Origin of the sequence: Mesorhizobium sp. M5C.F.Ca.ET.164.01.1.1, assembly GCF_004792125.1 — a bacterium.
In the GTDB taxonomy this organism is placed as follows: Bacteria; Pseudomonadota; Alphaproteobacteria; order Rhizobiales; family Rhizobiaceae; genus Mesorhizobium; species Mesorhizobium wenxiniae.
Map to the genome: position 1 here is coordinate 311488 of NZ_SRTG01000003.1, position 19375 is coordinate 330862.

At 62.3% G+C, this 19375-nt stretch carries 15 protein-coding genes and 1 pseudogene; 9 read left to right on the forward strand and 7 right to left on the reverse strand.

What is annotated here, in order from left to right; all coding sequences use genetic code 11:
* Window positions 1-9: 9 nt before the first annotated feature.
* The 4 genes and pseudogenes from EN807_RS22495 to EN807_RS22505 form a co-directional block, all read right to left on the reverse strand.
* Window positions 10-870 (reverse strand): exo-alpha-sialidase, encoded by an 861-nt coding sequence (locus EN807_RS22495; RefSeq protein WP_135936708.1) that lies wholly within the window; start codon window positions 868-870, stop codon window positions 10-12.
* Window positions 871-1101: 231 nt separating this feature from the next.
* Window positions 1102-1299, reverse strand: a pseudogene (locus EN807_RS22500) (copper-binding protein); the annotation flags it as partial.
* Entirely contained in the window at window positions 1263-1610 is a 348-nt protein-coding gene (locus EN807_RS35660) for a hypothetical protein (protein WP_189522552.1), read from the reverse strand. The gene EN807_RS35660 and the pseudogene EN807_RS22500, both read right to left, overlap by 37 nt.
* A 101-nt stretch (window positions 1611-1711) precedes the next feature.
* Window positions 1712-3709: a DUF4396 domain-containing protein gene (locus tag EN807_RS22505; RefSeq protein WP_135936710.1), complete on the reverse strand. Its 1998-nt coding sequence runs from the start codon at window positions 3707-3709 to the stop codon at window positions 1712-1714.
* A gap of 338 nt (window positions 3710-4047) precedes the next feature.
* Between EN807_RS22505 and EN807_RS22510 the strand changes: the two genes are divergently transcribed.
* The 5 genes from EN807_RS22510 to EN807_RS22530 all read left to right on the forward strand — a co-directional run bounded on the left by EN807_RS22510 (window position 4048) and on the right by EN807_RS22530 (window position 8910).
* On the forward strand, window positions 4048-4767 hold the full coding sequence (locus EN807_RS22510; protein WP_135936747.1) for a FadR/GntR family transcriptional regulator: 720 nt from the start codon (window positions 4048-4050) through the stop codon (window positions 4765-4767).
* 59 nt (window positions 4768-4826) lie between these two features.
* Window positions 4827-5801, forward strand: coding sequence for a sialic acid TRAP transporter substrate-binding protein SiaP (locus EN807_RS22515; protein ID WP_135936711.1), 975 nt, complete (start codon window positions 4827-4829; stop codon window positions 5799-5801).
* Between the two features lie 80 nt (window positions 5802-5881).
* On the forward strand, window positions 5882-6454 hold the full coding sequence (locus EN807_RS22520; protein WP_135936712.1) for a TRAP transporter small permease: 573 nt from the start codon (window positions 5882-5884) through the stop codon (window positions 6452-6454).
* 3 nt (window positions 6455-6457) lie between these two features.
* Window positions 6458-7864, forward strand: a complete 1407-nt coding sequence (locus EN807_RS22525; protein WP_127315038.1) for a TRAP transporter large permease — start codon at window positions 6458-6460, stop codon at window positions 7862-7864.
* Entirely contained in the window at window positions 7861-8910 is a 1050-nt protein-coding gene (locus EN807_RS22530) for an L-idonate 5-dehydrogenase (RefSeq protein ID WP_135936713.1), read from the forward strand. Before EN807_RS22525 ends, EN807_RS22530 begins: the two co-directional genes overlap by 4 nt.
* A gap of 49 nt (window positions 8911-8959) precedes the next feature.
* On the opposite strand, the gene EN807_RS22535 is transcribed toward EN807_RS22530, so the two are convergent.
* On the reverse strand, window positions 8960-11452 hold the full coding sequence (locus tag EN807_RS22535; protein ID WP_135936748.1) for a TRAP transporter permease: 2493 nt from the start codon (window positions 11450-11452) through the stop codon (window positions 8960-8962).
* Between the two features lie 180 nt (window positions 11453-11632).
* Window positions 11633-12616 carry a TAXI family TRAP transporter solute-binding subunit gene (locus EN807_RS22540; RefSeq protein ID WP_135936714.1) on the reverse strand — a complete coding sequence of 328 codons (984 nt, stop codon included), beginning with the start codon at window positions 12614-12616 and terminating at the stop codon, window positions 11633-11635.
* A 116-nt stretch (window positions 12617-12732) separates the two neighbouring features.
* Here EN807_RS22540 and EN807_RS22545 point away from each other — a divergent pair, with 116 nt between their 5' ends.
* On the forward strand, window positions 12733-13605 hold the full coding sequence (locus EN807_RS22545) for a MurR/RpiR family transcriptional regulator (RefSeq protein ID WP_189522545.1): 873 nt from the start codon (window positions 12733-12735) through the stop codon (window positions 13603-13605).
* A gap of 12 nt (window positions 13606-13617) precedes the next feature.
* On the opposite strand, the gene EN807_RS22550 is transcribed toward EN807_RS22545, so the two are convergent.
* The gene (locus EN807_RS22550; RefSeq protein ID WP_135936716.1) at window positions 13618-14940 is read right to left on the reverse strand and encodes an aspartate aminotransferase family protein; all 1323 of its coding nucleotides are present in this window, start codon (window positions 14938-14940) and stop codon (window positions 13618-13620) included.
* Between the two features lie 94 nt (window positions 14941-15034).
* Here EN807_RS22550 and EN807_RS22555 point away from each other — a divergent pair, with 94 nt between their 5' ends.
* From EN807_RS22555 to EN807_RS22565, 3 genes are all read left to right on the forward strand, one after another.
* Window positions 15035-15892, forward strand: coding sequence for a 3-keto-5-aminohexanoate cleavage protein (locus tag EN807_RS22555; protein ID WP_135936717.1), 858 nt, complete (start codon window positions 15035-15037; stop codon window positions 15890-15892).
* 123 nt (window positions 15893-16015) lie between these two features.
* Window positions 16016-16297: a hypothetical protein gene (locus EN807_RS22560; protein WP_164783701.1), complete on the forward strand. Its 282-nt coding sequence runs from the start codon at window positions 16016-16018 to the stop codon at window positions 16295-16297.
* A gap of 333 nt (window positions 16298-16630) precedes the next feature.
* The gene (locus tag EN807_RS22565; RefSeq protein ID WP_135936718.1) at window positions 16631-19366 is read left to right on the forward strand and encodes an AMP-binding protein; all 2736 of its coding nucleotides are present in this window, start codon (window positions 16631-16633) and stop codon (window positions 19364-19366) included.
* Window positions 19367-19375: the final 9 nt, after the last annotated feature.

Genomic DNA, 19375 nt, shown 5'->3' on the forward strand with positions numbered 1-19375 from the left:
GTCACCGCATCAACGACCGAGTTCGGTCCAGTTGACGCCGCCGTCGGTGCTGGCCAGGATATCACCTTGGTGAGACGCCACGAATATCCGATCCTTATCGGCCGGATCGACCGCGAGATGCAGCAGGATTCGGTCACTCAAGCCGCTGGAAAGAGGCGCGAAGTTCAGAGCAGCCTCCGCGGATCGGACAAGTCCTCGTCCCACCACGAACGCGTAGACGGAACCGTCGGCCGTCACCTCAACGAGACTGACGGGCGCGCCATCAATGACCGTTTCCCAGACCAGGCCTCCATTCCTACTGACCGACAGACCTCCTTCAGTCGCGGCGTAAATCGTGTCGGCGTCCTTTGCCGATGCGGCGAGGTCGATCAGCTTTTCGGGCAGCAGTCCCACCACCGACCATGTCTTCCCTGCATCGCGGCTCACCTGTAGGCCGCCGTAGGCGCCGTAGAGAACCTGAGGATCGGCCGAGCTGACCGTCATCTGGTGAAAGTCGACCGGGCCGTTTGCTCCCGGCGCGACCTGCGTCCAAGTCGCGCCGTTGTCGGTGGAGGCGATGAATCCGAGATTGCCCCCACCCGCTGGGTGCCCGCTGGCGTAGAGCGACCTCGGGTCGGATGGGTCCGGCGTGAAGCCCATAAAATCCTGCACCGGCGAAATGAGCTCTGCCTTTCCATCCGGCCCGGAGCGGAACAGCCCATGGTGGGTCGCGATCAGGAGCTTGCCGGAATTCTCCCTATCTACGGCCAGCCCGTGGATGTGCGTATGCTCCTTCAGTTGCGAAACGGAGACGGCCTCGGCTCCTGCAGCCGATCCGGTCGAGGTGGCCGCAATCAGACTCGCTACGAGAATTCCCAGGAGTTGTTTCATCTCGTCGCCTCCAACTTCGCCCTAAGCATCATGACGGGCATGATATCAGGACCGGGATTGCGGTGCATCCGACAAGTCTGCGCAGCCCAGCCCGCCGCTGACCGACGCGGCGCTGGGCCGCGCAATTGCGCCGCCGGTGTTACGCCGCCTTGTTCGGACATCGGCCGCATAGACTGTCTGCGAAATTTTCCGACATCGGGTTGATTTTGCAACCCGCGGCGCTGGTCCGGATCACTTGATACCGGTGACCGTGATGCGTCCGTTGACGCGGTCGGCTGTGAACTCGATCGCCTGACCCGTTTTGACTTTATCGAGCATGCCCTGCTCCGCGACGACGAACACCATCGTCATCGCCGGCATGTCGAGATTGGTCAGCGGCTCATGTTTGATCGTCAGCTTCTTCTGCTTGGCGTCGACTTCGGCAACGACGGCCGCAAAGCAGCGGAAACAACGCGCTCGAGGTCGGGGCAATCGACAGGCACGGCATGGGCCGGCGCGCAATGGACTTCGCAGCTTTTCTCGCTGGAATTCTTGGTACCGTGATCGTGCTCTGACATGTCTGAGTCGTCGGCAGCGGCGGCGTGGTCGTGACCGCTCATCTCGTGGTCTTCGGCAGGGAGATTCATGCCCGCGTCGCTGTGAAACCCCGTGGCATTGGCTGTGGCAAACAAACCGGGCTGAAGGGCCGACATGACCAGGAACACGACCGCCAGCAGTGCTCGGAGCGGTATGTTTGCCAAGGTCGAGATTCGACCAGGTTTCCTCATCGTGCCCTTCGGACAATTGTTCGTCTGATTTGTCAAGACAACCTGCGCCCATGTTTCGCCTAGCGGAACGAGCTTCAGGGTTGCACATCGATCACGACCATCAGCCCGCCACCCCCCTTCTCCTCGACATTGTTGTTGGTCGTATGATGCCCGATATGGCAGTGGATCAGCCATTTGCCCGGCCGGCGTGCCTGCCAGACAACATCGTAGCGCTGCCCTGGTCCGACATTGACGGTGTCGGCAAGGAAACGTGCGGACTCCGGGATCGTCTCGCCATCGCGAGCGACGACCTCGAACGGACCGCCGTGGATGTGCATCGGATGGATGAAGCCGTTGTTGGTACCGATGAAGCGCACTTTCAGAGTTTCGCCGACCTTCATTCTGATCGTGTCCGTTGACGGATAGGCGCGGCCGTTGATGGTGAAATAGTTCGGCTGTCCGCCGTCCATCGGCATCGACGGAAAAGTCAGGCCCTCCCGCATCAGCCATTCCTGAAGCTGGATAACATAGTCGTGGTCTGCCGCAATCTCATCCTGGGGATTGGCGGGATCGATGATGAGCGCGCCGTAGAGTCCGAGCGCCTGCTGGCGATCTACATGGTCATGCGAGTGATAGAAGTAGGTTCCCGACTGGCCCGCCGTGAATTCATATCGGTAGCTGCCGCCGGGCGGGATTGGCTCCTGCGTGATCTCGGCCGGGCCATCCATTTCGTTCGGCAGGATCAACCCGTGCCAGTGCAGGGTCGTGCTCTCCGGCAGGCGGTTCGTGACATTGATCCGCACCCGGTCGCCTTGCCGGATATGCAGCCGTGGGCCCGGAACCTGACCGTTGATCGCATAGGCGTCGACTTTCACGTCCGGCAGGATCGCCCAGCGGATGACCGAGGTTTCCAGGTCGAACACCTTCACCCCATTCTCCATCCTGGCCTGCAGTTCCCGGTCGCCGCGAACCTCCAGGCCATGGCTGGCCGTGATCAGGCGAGGATGCACGGCGGCCATGTCCAGCATCGCTGCAGCCGGCGTGTCGCGGTCCATGATCATGCCGGGCGGCATGATGGCGCCGCCTACGTCTCGCGCGCTGAGGGTGAGGTTCACCCAATTTGCCGGAGCGACCATGCCCAGCGCCAGCGCGAGCACGGACACGCCGCCGACGGCCGCAAGCTGCGGCACAGTTGCATCCGGTTCCATGCCGTGACCGCCATGAGAACCACGCGCCCCCCCATTGCCATGGGAGGGGCCATGGCCGGATCCATGATAGCCGGCCCCGGGGTTACCGCCTGCGTTGCCATGTCTGGGGTTGGCATGTTCGTCGAGGCGCGCGTGAGCGTGACGGAGTCCCGCTGCCTCGGCTTCCGCGCCGCCATGCGCGTGCTCGCGACTGCCTTCCCTTGCCTTTTCGAATTCCGGTTCGCGTTCGGTCATCAGCCCGTGCTTCAGGCCACGGACCACCATCCACACGTTGGCAGGATATGCGGTGATGAATCCAACGATCACACCGAACGACATCACGCCCCAGAACAGCAGCTCGGTCGGTTCCATGGCCCGCATGTCGCTGCCCATCATCAGGAAACTCATGACCGGCGCCATTCCCGCCATCATGAAATTCATGCTGATGAACTCCGGCATGAAGCTCTTGCGGACATTCTCCCAATAGGTGCCGCCCATCATCGATTTCATGAACAGCGACTGGAAGATGAACAGGCCGAAGGCGAATCCGGCAACATACTCGACGATGAGATCGATCCACATCGGCAGCCCAAGCGCGGCGGTGATTGCCGCCGCGAGGATGATGCCGGTGGCGTCTCCGGCGACGCAGTGGATCGTCGAGCCGACGCCTTGCTTCCAGAGCGGCTTCGTGAACGCCTCGTGTTCGCCCGGCCGCGGCTCCGTGTCGGCCAGCACGTAAATCAGCAGCCCCAGCGGCCCCATATAGAGCGTGACCAGGATGAAGCCCCATTTCATCACCACGGGTTCGGGGTTGTTGCGGAACTGATCCCACGCCACGTAAGCCGTGCTGAGGGCCGCTAGAACGAACCAGACTGCAAGAAAGTAGTCGACGGGCTGTACGAACACTGCAGAACTCCTGTCGGTTTTCTCTCCACTGACCGAGAGCGACGGACTGTTTCGGCCGCCTCCTTGAACGCGCCGCGTCATAGGCCACCCCACTACTTCCGGAGATGGTGTTGCCGGCGAAACCACGCGATAAGCCTTCCCGTTGCTGGAAGGTCAAGAGTTGCCGTCCAGCTATGGCCGATCCGTCGTTTCCAAGAAAGTCACCGAGAATGAGTTCCACGGGCGTTCTCTGCTGCTTGACTCTCCGCTTTTTTCGCGGCACTTTCATCAATAGGTCAGACCAAATTACCGATCCGAGATCCAGCCGGACGATTCTGTTGAAGTAGAACTGGGTGACAATGCCGATCCAGGCCGTTGAACCGCGTCGACTTTACCGACAGATCGCCGATCAGCTCAGGCAGCTGATCGACGCCGGCGAGTTCGCAGTCGGCGATCGCCTGCCGACCGAGCGCGAACTGGCCGATCAGCTTGGCATCTCCCGCCCGACTGTCCGTGAAGCGCTGATCGCCCTCGAGGTCGAGGGGCGGATACGCATTCGCGTCGGCTCCGGCATCTACGTCACCGACCGGCCGCGTGCCGAGGTTTTGACCGCAGAGATGGATGAAGGCCCGTTCGAATTGTTGCGGGCGCGCGAGTTCCTCGAAGGGGCGATCGCCGCCGAAGCCGCCCTCCATGTTCGGCCGATCGACATCGAACATATGGACGACGTGCTGCGCCGCATGGAGGACATACTTCACCCGACCAAGATGACGATCGCGCTCGACCGCGAGTTCCATACGATGGTGGCGGGCATTCTCGGAAACGCCGTCCTGGTGCGCTGCATCGGCGAGCTTTTCGACCAGCGCATGAACCCATATTTCGAACGACTGTCGAGTTATTTCGAGAACAGGGATTCCTGGCGGACCGCCGCGGAGGAGCATCGCGCGGTGCGCGACGCGATCGCGGCGCGCGAGCCCGAACGGGCCAAGGCCGCCATGCAGGAACATCTGCGTCAGTCTCAACTGAGATTCTCACGCAATTTCGGTGAGAAATCCGCGGCCAGGGAGGTCGCGGGATAGGAGTCGGCCGACCGGGAGGATCCTGTCGGCACAGTCAAATCCAATCAGGGAGGAATATGATGTTGAGAAAGTACGCCGTTCTGCTCGGCACGATCGCCGCAATCGCTCTGCCCATGGCTTCGGCCTCTGCACAAACCGCGCTGAAATGGGCTCACGTCTACGAAACGTCCGAACCCTTCCACACCGAGTCCGTGTGGGCGGCAGAAGAGATCAAGAAGCGCACCGACGGCCGCTATACAATCGACGTCTTCCCGGCCTCGCAGCTCGGCAAGGAAGCCGACATCAACCAGGGGCTGACCCTCGGCACCGTCGACATCATCATCTCCGGATCGAGCTTCGCCGCCCGCGAATTCCCGCCGATCGGCGTGACTTACTTCCCGTTCACTTTCCGCGACGCCGATCATCTGCTCGCTTACACCAAGAGCGACAAATACAAGGAGTTGACCGGCGGCTACGAAGAAGCGTCCGGGCATCACATCACGGCGACCACCTACTACGGCACCCGTCACACGACCTCCAACCGGCCGATCGAAAAATGCGCCGACATGCAGGGCCTGAAGATCCGAGTGCCTGATGTGCCGGCCTATCTCGCCATGCCGCGCGCCTGCGGCGCCAACACCGCGCCGATCGCCTTCGCCGAGGTCTATCTCGCCTTGCAGCAGGGCACGGTGGAAGCGCAGGAAAACCCGCTGACGACCATCGACGCCAAGAAGTTCTACGAAGTGCAAAAGCATATTATCCTGACCGGACACATCGTCGACCATCTCAACACGATCGTTTCGCAATCGCGCTGGTCGCAATTATCGGACGAGGACAAGGCGATCTTCACCGAGGTGATGCAGGAAGCCGCCGCACGAGCGACGAAGATCATCGTCGATCGCGAGAAGGCCCTGGTTGAGACCTTCAAGGAGCGCGGTCTCACCGTCACCGAAGTCGATCGCGTCGATTTCGAAAAGAACGTGATGGAGAAGGTGACGTTCGAGGAGTTCGGCTACCGCAAGGAAGACTGGGAAGCGATCCGCGCCGTCAAGTAACCCGTATCAATCCGGGCCCGGCGCGACATGCGCGCCGGGTCTGTTGAGCCCGCTCTCCCAACGGTGTCAGGAGCTTGCCGATGACCCAAGAGGTCCACACCCAGGTTACCCCCGAAGAACTGGCGCATGCATTCGAGGAAGAAACCGCGCCCGTCGATCTGTCGCGGTACGCGGTGGAAGACTGGGTCACGCTCGCCGTGTTCTGGGGCATGTCGTTCTGCGTGTTCCTGCAGTTCTTCACGCGCTACGTCATGAACAACAGTTTTGCCTGGACCGAGGAGATCGCCATCAACTGCCTCGTCGTCGTGGTCTTCCTGGGCTCGGTCATGTGCACACGCACCACGCGCCACATCCACGTCGATGTGCTTTATCATTATCTCCCCGCTGGGCTGGGGCGCTACCTGGCGCTCGCGGTCAATCTGATTACCATTTGCTTCTTCGCCTATATGTCCTGGCTCCTCTGGCGCTATGTCGGGATCGTCCACCGCGAGCGGATGGTCACCATCAACCTGCCGCGCAACGTCGTCTTCTACGCCGTCTTCGCCGGTTTCGTGCTGATGATGCTGCGCGCCATACAGGTATTCATCGGCAACATCCGCCGTGGCTACTCGGCGCTGGAGCGCCCCGCCGCGTTCGACGGACTGGGGGAATAGGCCATGCTGCTTCTGATCGGAGCCTTTCTCGTCCTGATGCTGGTCGGCGTGCCCGTCGCTGTGTCGATGGCGGTGTCGTCGCTGCTCTATCTCGTCTTCTATGGCGTGGCGCCCGACATCATTGCCGCGCAGCGCATGATCGCCGGTGTCGAGAGCTTTCCGCTGCTTGCCGTGCCGTTCTTCATCTTCGCCGGCAATCTCATGAACATCGCCGGCGTCACCGGGCGGATCTATTCCTTCGCGCTGGCGCTAGTCGGCTGGATGAAGGGCGGTCTCGCCCAGGTGAACATCGTCGGATCGGTGGTCTTCGCCGGCATGTCGGGCGCAGCCCTTGCCGATGCCGCCGGTATCGGCACCATCGAGATCAAGGCCATGCGCGACCACGGCTATCCCGTGGAGGCGGCCGTCGGCGTCACCGCGGCGTCCTCGACGCTCGGTCCGATCTTCCCGCCGTCGCTGCCCTTCGTCATCTACGGCATGATGGCCAACGTCTCGATCGGCGCGCTGTTCATGGCCGGCATCCTGCCCGGCGTCGTCATGACGGTGCTGATGATGGTGACGGTCGCGATCTTCGCCCATCGCCGGGGCTGGGGTTCGGACACGCCGTTCAAATTGAATCGGCTCGCCGCCGCCTCGATCGAGGTGGCCGTCGTATGCTGCTTTCCGCTGGCCGTTTATGCCCTTGTCGAGATGGGACTGTCGCTCAATATTGCCGTTGGCATCGCGCTCGTCGTCCTGATCGCCTGCGACTGGTATTTCGATTTCTCCGCCGTCATGGCGCTCATGACACCCATCATCCTGATCGGCGGCATGACCATGGGCTGGTTCACGCCGACCGAAGCGGCCATGGCCGCCGTCATCTGGTCGTTGTTTCTCGGGCTTGTGCGCTATCGCACGATGACACTCGCAGCCTTGGCCAAGGCCAGTTTCGACACGATCGAGACGACCGCGTCAGTCCTCTTCATCGTCACAGCAGCGTCGATCTTCGCCTGGTTGCTCACGGTCAGTCAGGCGGCGCAGCTCTTCTCGGTCTTCATCACATCGCTGACCGAAAACAAATGGGTGTTCCTGATCCTGGTGAACATCCTGATGCTGGTAGTCGGCTGTTTCCTCGACACGATCGCCGCTATCACGATCCTTGTCCCGATCCTCCTGCCGATCGTGGTCCTCTACGGGATCGATCCTGTGCATTTCGGTCTGATCATGACGCTTAATCTGATGATCGGTCTCCTCCATCCGCCGCTCGGCATGGTGCTATTCGTCCTCTCGCGGGTCGCCAAGCTGTCGGTCGAGCGCACGACCATGGCAATTCTGCCCTGGCTCGTTCCGTTGATCGTCGCGCTGATCCTGATCACCTTCATCCCCGCCGTCACGCTGTGGTTGCCGACGCAAATGGGACTGATCCGATGATCGATAGCGCAGTCGCCGCGACGCTGTTCGGCCCCGAGGATCTGCGCGTCGTCGAGCATCCGCTCGGCCCGCTCGCGCCGGGGATGGTGCGCGTGCGCTTCGGCGCAGGCGGCATCTGCGGTTCCGACCTGCACTATTTCCGCCATGCGCGAACCGGCGATTTTGTCGTCAGATCGCCGCTCGTGCTTGGCCACGAGGTCGCCGGCGAAATCGTCGAAATCAGCGCGGACGCGCCCGGACTTGCCGTCGGTGATCGCGTGGCAGTCAACCCGTCGCGCTGGTGCGGACACTGCGCGCGATGCGCCGAGGGCCGCGCCAATCTCTGCGAAAACATCTATTTCATGGGCTCGGCTTCGAAAACGCCGCATATGCAGGGCGGTTTTGCCAGCGTGTTCGATGCCACGCCGGCGCAATGCGTCAAGGTTCCGCATGCTATCGCCTATCAGGCAGCGGCACTCGCCGAACCGCTCGCCGTCAGCCTGCACGCGGTGGCGCGGGCCGGCGACATTGCCGGCCGCAACGTCATACTGTTCGGCGCCGGCCCGATCGGGCTCCTGACAATGCTCGCCGCCGGGCTCAAGGGATGTGGCGAGCTCATTGTCGTCGACATAGCAGAGGCGCCACTCGCCTTCGCCAGCAAGCTTGGAGCGAACAGGACGATCGACCTGTCCAGCGGCGACGAGGAGCTCAAAGCGCTCGCGTCCCACGGGGCGATCGATGTCGCGTTCGAGATTTCAGGCACGGCAGCGGGCCTCGCGGCGGCGATCGCCAGCGTTCGGCGCGGCGGCACGGTCGTTCAGGTCGGCAATCTGCCGGGTGGTCAGATCCCGGTGGCGGCCAACGCGGTGATGGCCAAGGAAATCAATCTGAACGGCACGTTTCGTTTCGACGAGGAATTCGATCAGGCGGTCGATCTCATCGTCGGCGGGGATATAGACGTCCTGAAGCTGGTGACCGCCGAACGCCCCCTCTCCTCGGCCCGCGATGCCTTTCGCCTGGCCGCCGACCGCTCGCAGAGCGTCAAGGTGGTGCTGACCGCCGACTGAGGAGTTTTTTCCCGGAGCCTCCCACCAGCTGTTGTCAACCGTTGCAGTCTCAGCGCGCCGGCCCGGTTTCCTTCCTGTCCGCCTGCTTACGCGCCCGCGCAAACTGCAGCCCGGCAACGCCGGCGGTCGCAGCGAGCGCCAGGCCGATCGGAATGAGGCTCGAGGGCTGGTCGGCCTTTCTGAGCACCGCCACCACGTCATATCCAACCTCCAGCCCGATGCGCTTGGCGTAGGATCCGAAAGCGACATTGCTGATCATCAGCGCGTCGCCCGCTTGCGTGATGGTGAGACCGATGTCGCGCAGCCGCTTCAGCGGTTCGCCCGGCTCGCCGAGTGGCACGTTGACCGTTTTGCGTACATCTTCGCCCATGAGGTCGACCCCCTCGACGACGAAATTGATGCGGCCGTCGGCCGGCGTCTGCCCCACCGCCGACAGGAACTCGCTCGCCGGCAGTTCTTGGTAAGGCGGCGACACCTGATTGAGCCACCAGTCCGGTCGAAACAGTGTGAAGCAGATGAGAAGCAGGGCCGCACTTTCCCACAGGCGGCTTTTCGTCACGAACCAGTTCATGGTCGCGGCCGAAAACAGCAGGATGGCGATCAACGAAACCGTCGCCACCCAGATCGTCTGGGGCCAGGTGTCGACTCCGATCAGCAGGATCGCCGGATTGAAGATGAAGACGAACGGCAGGATCGCCGTGCGCAGCGAATAGAGCGCGCCCTGGAAGCCGGTGGCGATCGGGTCTTCCTTGGAAATCGCCGCCGCAGCGAAGGCCGCCAGCCCGACGGGCGGGGTGATGTCGGCCATGATGCCGAAGTAAAAGACGAACAGGTGGACCGCGATCAGCGGGATTGGCAATCCGGCCTGTGCGCCGAGATCGACCACGACCGGCGCCATCAGCGTCGCGACCAAGATGTAGTTTGCGGTCGTCGGAATACCCATGCCCAGCACAAGACTGATCGCGGCGATGAGGATCAGCATCAGGATGACGTTGCCGCCGGAGATGAACTCGACGAGTTCCGTCATCATCAGGCCGAGACCGGTCAGTGTGATCGTGCCGACGACGATGCCGGCGGTGGCCGTGGCGATACCGATACCGATCATATTGCGGGCGCCGAGCGCCAGCCCCTCGATCAGGTCGTCCCAGGCAGCACGCAGCGAAGCCATGAGGTTTTCATTGCGGAATATCGCCATCAACGGCTTGCGGGTGGCGACGATACCGAGGATGGACAGGGTCGCCCAGAACGCCGAAAGGCCTGGCGACATCTGCTCGACCATCAGGCACCACAGAAGCACCGCGATCGGGATGAGGAAATCGAGCCCGGTCCGCGTGACGTCCCAGGCGCGCGGCAGTTCCAGGATTGGCGCGTTCGGATCGTCAAGTGCGAGGTCCGGATAGCGCGAGGAATACCAGACCGAGGCGACGTAGAGAGCTGCGCCGGCGATTGCGAGCACCGGCGGCGCGGCCCCACCGAAGACAGCCTGGATAGCAACGATGCCGTAATAGACGATACAGACGGCGAGAACGCTACCGGACAGTCCCAGCCCCATCCGTAACATCCGTTCTCGTGCCGGCGTCGGACGCTGCGGGATCGTCTTCAAACCCACCTTTATCGCTTCGAGATGAACCATGTAGAGCAGCGCGAGGTAGGAGAAGACCGCCGGCAACAGCGCGTGCTTGACGATCTCCGAATAGGGAATGCCGACATATTCGACCATCAGGAAGGCGGCCGCGCCCATGACCGGCGGCATGATCTGGCCGTTGATCGAGGCGGAAGCCTCGATGGCGCCCGCCTTGACGCCGGAAAGCCCGGTGCGCTTCATCAGCGGGATGGTGAAGATGCCGCCTGAAACCACATTGGAGACGGACGAGCCGGACACGACGCCGTTGAGAGCCGATGAGACCACGGCAACTTTCGCCGGGCCGCCGCGCAGATGGCCGAGCAGCGCGATGGAAATCTGCATCATCCAGTTGCCGGCGCCTGCCCTTTCCAGAAGGGTACCGAAAAGGACGAAGAGAAAGACGAAGCTCGTCGACACGCCAAGTGCAATCCCGAAGACGCCTTCGGTGGTCAGCCATTGATGGTTGAGAAACTTGTTGAGCGATGCGCCGCGATGCTGAATCACGTCCGGCATGTACTGGCCGGCAAAGGTGTAGAAGATGAAGACACATGCCACCACCACCATCGGAAGGCCGAGCGCGCGGCGCGTCGCCTCGAGAAGCAACAGGATGCCAACAGTGCCGGTAACGAGATCGAGCGTGGTCGGCTGGCCCGGCCGTCCGGAAAGCTGGACGTAAAAGAGAAAGAGGTAGGCGCCGGCAAACCCGCCGACCGCGGCCAGCACCCAGTCGAGCAGCGGCACACGATCGCGGGGCGAGGATCTCAGCGCCGGATAGGCGAGGAACGTCAAGAACAGCGCGAAGCCGAGATGGATGGCGCGCGCTTCCGTATCATTGAGGATGCCGAAGCCGAACACGAACGGCAAAGGCGAAGCGTACCAGAGCTGGAAAAGCGACCAGGCAACTGCAACCCAGAGCAGGATTCGAGCGACTGTTCCGCTCGGATGCCGGCCACCCGTATCAGCCTCCGCGACCAGTTGCTCGAGCTCTTGGAGATCGACGCTGGCCGGTTGTGCCTTCACTTCGCTCAATGACGCCTCCTGTTGCGGATGGGTCCGGCGGGTCCGCTGGCCCGCCGGGCTGTCGTCAGATCACGAAGCCTACTTCAGCCAGCCCTTCTCCTTGAAGTATTTTTCAGCGCCCGGATGGAGCGGCGCGGAATTTCCTTCCGACACCATCTTGGCCGGATCGAGATTGGCAAAGGCCGGATGCAGCGACTTGAACTCGTCGAAATTTTCGAACACCGCCCTGGTCAGCTGATAGACGCTCTCGTCAGGAACCTTGGCCGAGGTGACCAGCGTGGCGAGCACCCCGAAAGTCTCGGTATCGTCGGGATTGTTCGCATAGAGCCCGCCCGGGATCACCGCCTTGGCGTAGTAGGGATTCTCTGCGACCAGCTTGTCCACGACTTCTCCGGTCAACGGCACCAGCTTGGCAGCGCAGGTAGTGGTCGGATCCTGGATGTTCGCGGAGGGATGGCCGACGCCGTAGAAGAACCCGTCGATCTTGCCGTCGCAGAGCGCCGGGCCGTGCTCGTCAGCCTTCAACTCCGATGCGAGCGAAAAGTCGGCCAACGTCCAGCCCATCGCGCCGAGCAGACGTTCCATGGAAGCGCGTGTCCCGGAACCGGGATTGCCGACGTTGAAACGTTTACCCTTGAAGTCCTCGAATTTCGTCACGCTGGCATTCGGATGCGCCAGGACCGTGAACGGCTCCGGATGGATCGAGAAAACCGCACGCAGGTCGGTATGGGCGCCACCGTCCTTGAATGATTCCAGCCCCTTGTAGGCGTTGTACTGGACGTCGGACTGCGCCATGCCGAAGTCGAGTTCGCCTTCCTTGATCGTGTTCACGTTGAATGCCGATCCGCCGGTCGATTCCACCGAGCAGCGGATGCCATGCGTCTTACGATCCTTGTTGAGCAGGCGGCAGATAGCGCCGCCGGCGGCATAATAGACGCCGGTGACGCCACCGGTCCCGATGGTAACGAAATTCTGCTGCGCCATTGCGCCGGCCGAAAACAGCAGCGCGGCCGACAAGGCGGCGATCTGCGCTCCGTGGCGTGCAGTCCGGGCATGTTTCATCTGGTTCTCCCTTGGTACTTTGCGTGCCGTCGCGCCGTCCGGTGTTTTAGTGTCAAGGCACGTCGATGCATGCTACGATTGTTGCGCTTTATCAATCAAGGGAAATGCTTGTTACAATGAATACGCGGGAGATGGGTTTCGACGCGCTTCTGGCGCGCATATTGACCGAACTCCCCGAACTGAGCTCAGAACTGCGCAAGGCGGCGCGATTCCTGGTCGATCATCCCGACGAGGTGGCGCTGGTCTCCATGCGCGTTCTGGCCGCGCGATCAGAGGTGACACCGACGACCTTCGTGCGATTGGCGCGGCGGCTGGGCTTCGGTGACTGGGCGGCGCTGCGCAAGCCGTTCGAGGACCGGCTGCGCTCCGGAAAGGCGCCTTTCGCGGCAAGGGCCGATGCGCTTGTCAAGCGCGGGTCGGAGGCGATTTTCGCTGAATCGCTGAGGACGACCGTTGCCAATCTGGCGGCGGCCGAAACGGCCAACGGCAGCGAAGAAATAGCAACGGCTTGCGCGATACTGGAGAAGGCAAAGCGCATACGTGTCGCCGGGTTCCGAAGCTGCCGCGCGCCCGCCCACGCGCTCGTCTACCTCTGCCGGATGTTTCGGCGCGACGTCACGCTGCTCGGCGGCGACGGCGGTGCGATGGAGGCGGAACTCGCAGCGCTTGGAAAGAGGGAAGCGGTCGTCGCGATCGGCTTTTCGCCCTATTCGCGTGAACTCGGGCCGGTGATGGAGGCTGCGCAACGACACAGCGTTCCGATTGTCGCGATCGTCGACAGCATGGCTGCTCCGATCGCGCGGCATGCCGACGTTACCTTGCGATTCTCTACCGACAGCCCGTCCTTCTTCCCGTCGGTAGCCGCAGCTATGGCTATCGTGGAAGCGCTGGCAGCAACGATGCTGGCGCGCAGCGGGCCGGCCGCCGCGGCTCGTGTCAGGGAGACGGAACTGGAGTTACAGGCGTTCGGGGCCTATCTGCCGGAATGAGGGGCGCTGGCGCTATGCCACCGCAGCGTCTATCGCGTCGCCGAGTCGTTCGACAATCGCGTCGATTGCTGCGGCGTCTATGATGAAGGGCGGCGCAAGCAGCACATGATCGCCGCGCACGCCGTCGATCGTGCCTCCCGCGGGATAGACGAGCAGTCCGCGCGCCATCGCCTCGCGCTTGATCTTCGCATTGAGCTTCAGCTTCGGGTCAAAGGGCGTCTTGGTCGAGCGATCCTCGACCAGTTCGACACCCATGAAAAGGCCGCGCCCGCGAATGTCGCCGATATGGGCATGGTTGCCGAACCGCTCGCCCAGTCGCTGCGAAAGATGTGCTCCCATCGCCCGAACATTGGCGAGCAGATCGTCGCGAGCGATCACCTCCTGGACGGCAAGCGCCGCCGCGCAGGCCATCGGGTGGCACATATAGGTGTGGCCGTGCTGGAAGAAGCCGGAACCTTCGGCGAAAGCGTCGAAGATGCGGCGCGACAGCAGCACCGCACCGATGGGTTGATAGCCTCCGCCGAGGCCTTTGGCGATTGTCATCAGGTCGGGCGCGACACCGTCCTGCTCGCAGGCATGCAGCGTCCCGGTGCGGCCCATGCCGCACATCACCTCGTCGAGAATGAGGAGCATACCGTAGCGGTCACAGATTTCGCGGATGCGCCCGAAATAGCCGGGAACGGCGGGCACCGCTCCTGCTGTCGCGCCGACGACAGGTTCCGCGACAAAGGCCATGACGGTGTCCGGACCGAGTTCGAGAATTTTATCCTCGAGCGCCTGGGCGGCGCGCAGGCCGTAGGCCTCCTCACTCTCACCGGCCTCCTGGTAGCGATAGGCATAGCATGGGTCGATGTGATGCGTGTCGATCAGCAACGGGCGGAATTGGGCGCGGCGCCACTCATTACCCCCGGCAGCCAGAGCGCCGAGGGTGTTGCCGTGATAGCTCTGTCGACGGGCAATGACGTTTCGCCGCTCGGGCTTGCCAGTCTCGACGAAAAACTGCCGTGCCATCTTGAGCGCCGCCTCCACCGCTTCGGAGCCGCCGGACACGAAATAGGCGTGGCTAATACCTTGTGGCGCCCCGGAGACGAGCTTGTCGGCCAATGTCTCGGCCGACTCGTTGGTGAAAAAGCTAGTGTGGGCATAGGCGAGCTTGTCGGCCTGTGCGTGGAGCGCGGCCGTCACGTCGGGATGGCTGTGGCCGAGGCAGGAAACCGCCGCGCCGCCTGAAGCGTCGATATAGGCGCGGCCATCGCGGTCGAACAGTTCGATACCCTTGCCGCCTATCGCGACGGGCAGGGTCGCGTGGATCTGGCGATGCAGGATGTGTGTCATGCTTTCCTCGATTGACGATTGCGCGATTTGGAGCGACCCTATCATGCAACATATGTTACATAGTGCGCAATAGTGAAACAATTGGACTGCACCTATGACCGTCGACAGGGACGTGACCGGCCCCGGACTTATCGCGCCTACGGCAATCGCCGTTGCGCCGAATGGTGGTCGGCGTGACAAGAAAGACCACCCTGCCCTGCCGATCGGCCCCCAGGAACTGGCCCGGACCGCCGCCGCCTGCCTCGAGGCGGGCGCCGCTATGATCCATGCGCATGTCCGCGATCGCGACGGCCGCCATTTGCTCGACGCGCACGCTTATCGCGAGACGACGAAAGCGATACGCGATGCGGTGGGCGAGCGGCTGATCATCCAGATCACCAGCGAAGCGGTCGGCCGTTACCAGCCGGCCGAGCAGATGGCGGTGGTGCGCGCTACCCGCCCTGAGGCGGTTTCGCTGGCGCTGCGCGAACTGGTGCCAGACGCTGCCCATGAGTCCGCTTTCGCGGAGTTCCTGTGGTGGCTGAAGTGCGAGCGGATCGCCCCTCAGATGATCCTCTACGCGCCCGAAGAGACGTCGGCCCTAGCCGCCATGCAGCAGCGCGGGCTGGTGCCTTTCGATGGCATCCCGGTGCTCTATGTGCTCGGCCGCTACACGCCAGGCCAGGTTTCGCGACCAGCCGACTTGCTTCCCTTCCTTGCGCATGACCGCCCGCGCTTCGCGCACTGGATGCTCTGCGCCTTCGGTCGGGAAGAAACCGCTTGCGTTACGGCCGGTGCGCTGCTGGGCGGTCATGCCCGCGTCGGCTTCGAGAACAATTTTACTCTGGCCGACGGTACAACCGCCAAGGACAATGCTGCGCTCGTAACGGCGACCAAAGGCGCGCTGACTGCTTGCGGCGTCAGGACCGCCCAAGCCGACGACTTACGCGCCGATTGGTCGATCCAGCGTTAACCCCTACCCGCACGCCTTAAACAGCCTCGTCGGTTCGTCACATTTGTCAAAAATCTCGTTGCTACGCTGCAACCGAAATCTTTGGCTGACGTTAAGGTTGCAATGGGCGCTGGGGAAGCCTTTATGCAGACATACCTCGTCGAACAAATGGAGGGCGATGACGTGATCGCGGTGCGTATCATCAACGCGCCGAGCCCTTTCAAAGCCGCCGCCATGTCGACAGATCGACATGTTACCCTCCGAACGTGGGAAAAGGATTGGATCCGAGTAACGGACGAGAACCGGGGACATATCTTTGCATACTGCTTTGTCTCCGACGGAGACTCCGACACCAGCGAGCGTGGCCCGACAAAAGCACCAGGTAAACCAAGAAAAGCCCAAAAAACTGATCAGAGAGCCGGGTAAGCTCAATCCACGGAACTGCTCCTAGCTGTATCGCTCTAATTTCCTGACGACTTCGCGACCACTGACAGCGGGGCGCCTACTGCCACATTGCCGATTATCGCGCAGGACCGCGACAGCACGAATTAAGCCAATAGCGGCGGCGCTGGCCGGTTTGTCAGGCGCGATCGCCTGTGCGCCGTGAGCCTCCTGTGGACGCGAAGCGTCCGCAGCACGAGATGACGCCAAAGTGAGCAACCGCGGCCGTTTGGCCAAGATCGGGGCATCATCAGAATGATCGATGAAAAGATTTCGGCCGGGGGCGATAAGTGACCTTAATCTTAGCGTGAGCCACTCATGTCTCCGGCATATTTGGGATCAGAAAAGGCACGTCTGGATCTAGGGGCGGATTGTCAGCCAGCGGCCTCCCGCAGGTGGTCAAACGTCCCGGATTACGCACTTGATCAGGGCGGTCCTGTACTGCGCCCTTATCAACGCATGGGCGTCGATTTTGCGAACGTTACCGTCTTCGATCACCTGAGAGACGTCGCCAAGCAATATCCCAACAAACTCGCGATCAGCGACGGCACCACTCGTCTGACGTATTCCCAGCTTTTCCAAGCCGTCGAGATGTTGTCCCACCGTATTGGGGCCGTCGTTCCCAACGGGCAGGCGATCGGGATCCTTCAGGCCAACTCGGCCTGGTACCCGGTGGCTATCTTGGCGAGCATGGCGGTTGGGCGGCCTTCCGTGCCACTCAACACGAGAGATCCCTACTCGCGAACCAATGAGATTGTCGTTGCGGCGCGGCTCTCGGCGGTCATAGGCGATGGCAATGTTCGCCCTGTCGGTTTGGCTCAGGATGTCCACTGGATTGATGCGACTACCAGCATCACGCCGCAAGTGCAGCCGATACCCCAGTCCTGTTCCGTCTCGGTCGACGCGCCCGCGATAGTACTCTACACCTCAGGCAGCACTGGCCATCCCAAAGGCGTCGTCAACAGCCAGCGCAGCCTGCTGTGGCGGGTTCAGCAATATGTCGACGCATGCCACATCAATTCGGATGATGTTTTCCTGCCCTTGACCGCGCCCGCCACGATCGCCGGTTGCCGGGAGGTTCTCGCTGCCGTTCTGACCGGCGCCACCTTGCATCTCGCCGAGCTCGAAGCCATCGGCCTGCGGGCGGTCCAACGCCTGGTAGACTCCGAAGGCGTGACGGTGACCTATCTGGTTCCGGCCTTGCTCCGCGCACTCATGGCGGACACACCTGCTGACGCCTTCCGCTCGCTCCGAGTGGCCCGGATCGGAGGAGAGACGGTGTCATGGACCGATATCGCCCTGCTGCGCAAGGTCGTTTCGAGCACTTGCCTCATCCAGATCGGTTACTCGTCAACCGAGACCACAGGGTCGCAATGGTTCTTGCCGCAGGACTGGCCGGAGGAAGGCGCCTCGGTTCCGGTTGGCTGGCTGCTTCCAGGAATGGCGTTCGCGATTGTCGACGAAAAAGGCCGCCGCGTTCAGCCGGGCAAGAGCGGAGAGCTCCTGATAAGAAGCCCGTATGTCCTGCTGGGCCATTGGGAGAACGGCGCCGTCGTGCCGGCGGAATCGGATCCGGATGACCCGGATCTTCGGATCTTCGCGACGGGTGACCTCGTCCAACTTGACAGTCATGGCTTGCTGCGGATCGTCGGACGTAAGGGGCGCCAGATAAAGATCAATGGTCGGTGTATCGAGCCTGCCGAACTCGAACGGGTGTTGCGTAACGAGCCTGACGTGGAGGATGCCGTTGCAATTGTGACGGCGGCAAATGAGCTTGTTGCATTCGCCATTCCCCAGCCATGGGCGGGGCCAGCCTTTTCGGACGAGCTTCGCCAGCTTGTTAGAACGAAGCTGCCGCCGCCGCTGTGTCCCTTGCGGCTCCACACGATCGCCGGGATTCCGCGTCTGCCGGGCGGCAAGGTCGACATGGCTACGCTTGCGGAGATCGATCTTTCAGCCAGGAAGATCGCCCCGGCCGCGCAGCCGTCCAATACGAGCGAACCGACCGTCCACCGGATAGTGCAGCATGCCTGGAACAATATCCTCAATACACGCGTCGCCGCAGGCCGCTGGGATGACGCAGGCGGAGATTCGCTGAAGCTGCTGCAATGCGTCATGGAAATCGAAAGCGCCATCGGGCAGGAACTCAGTCTCGAGGGCTTCACGGTCGGTATGAGCGCGGACGAAATGGTCAAGGCGGTCGTGTCGGCACAAGCAGGCGACCAGCACGCGCGCGCGCAGGCGCACGACGCGCCAATTCTTTTCCTGTTCCCGGGCTCGGTCGGCTATGGCCCGAGCCTCGCTGCCTTTGCAGCCGCGATGGGCAAGGTCGCCCGAGTAGCCCCCATCAGGTACCCTGCTCTGGCTATGATATTGCGCGGCCAAAACACCGTCGCCAACATGGCCGACGCCGCCGTCGAGCAGATCCGCCGCGCCCAGCCTGCGGGTCACGTGCGACTTCTCGGCCATTCACTCGGTGGCGCCGTCGCGTTCGAAGTCGCGGCGCGGCTGCTGGCCGAGGGGCGAACTGTGAAGTTCCTGGGAATCCTCGACACGAGTCTCCTCGGCGAGCGGAGCACCTATTGGGGGATGATTGTCCGCACATATCAGCGGATCCGGACCAATCGGGTGACCGCTGACCGGATGGTCTGCCGCTTCCTTGCAAAAGTCGCTGTCAAAACGGGCTTCGAGGCGCAGCTCGCCCGCATCCTCGATCGCTATGCCCAGGACGAGTTCAACGCGACGAGCTTCAGAACCAAACTGGAACTGCAGGGGCAGTTGCGGGGGCGAGCTTTCTACCAGTGGTTGGCGATACCCAGACCGACGCTGCCGATCACTGCAATCCTCTTCCGCTGCGCTCGGCCCAATATGCCTCTGGCCATAGGGTGGGATGGCGCTTTCGCGCGTCTGGATGTGATTCCGGTCGTTGGCAGTCACTTCGATATGGTCACAGAGCCCTATCTCGCGACCAACCGGCCACTCATCGAGAATGCGTTGAAGCAAACCTATTCTGCGGCTGAGCTTCGCAAACGGGAGTACGGACCATCGACTTGATCTCACAAT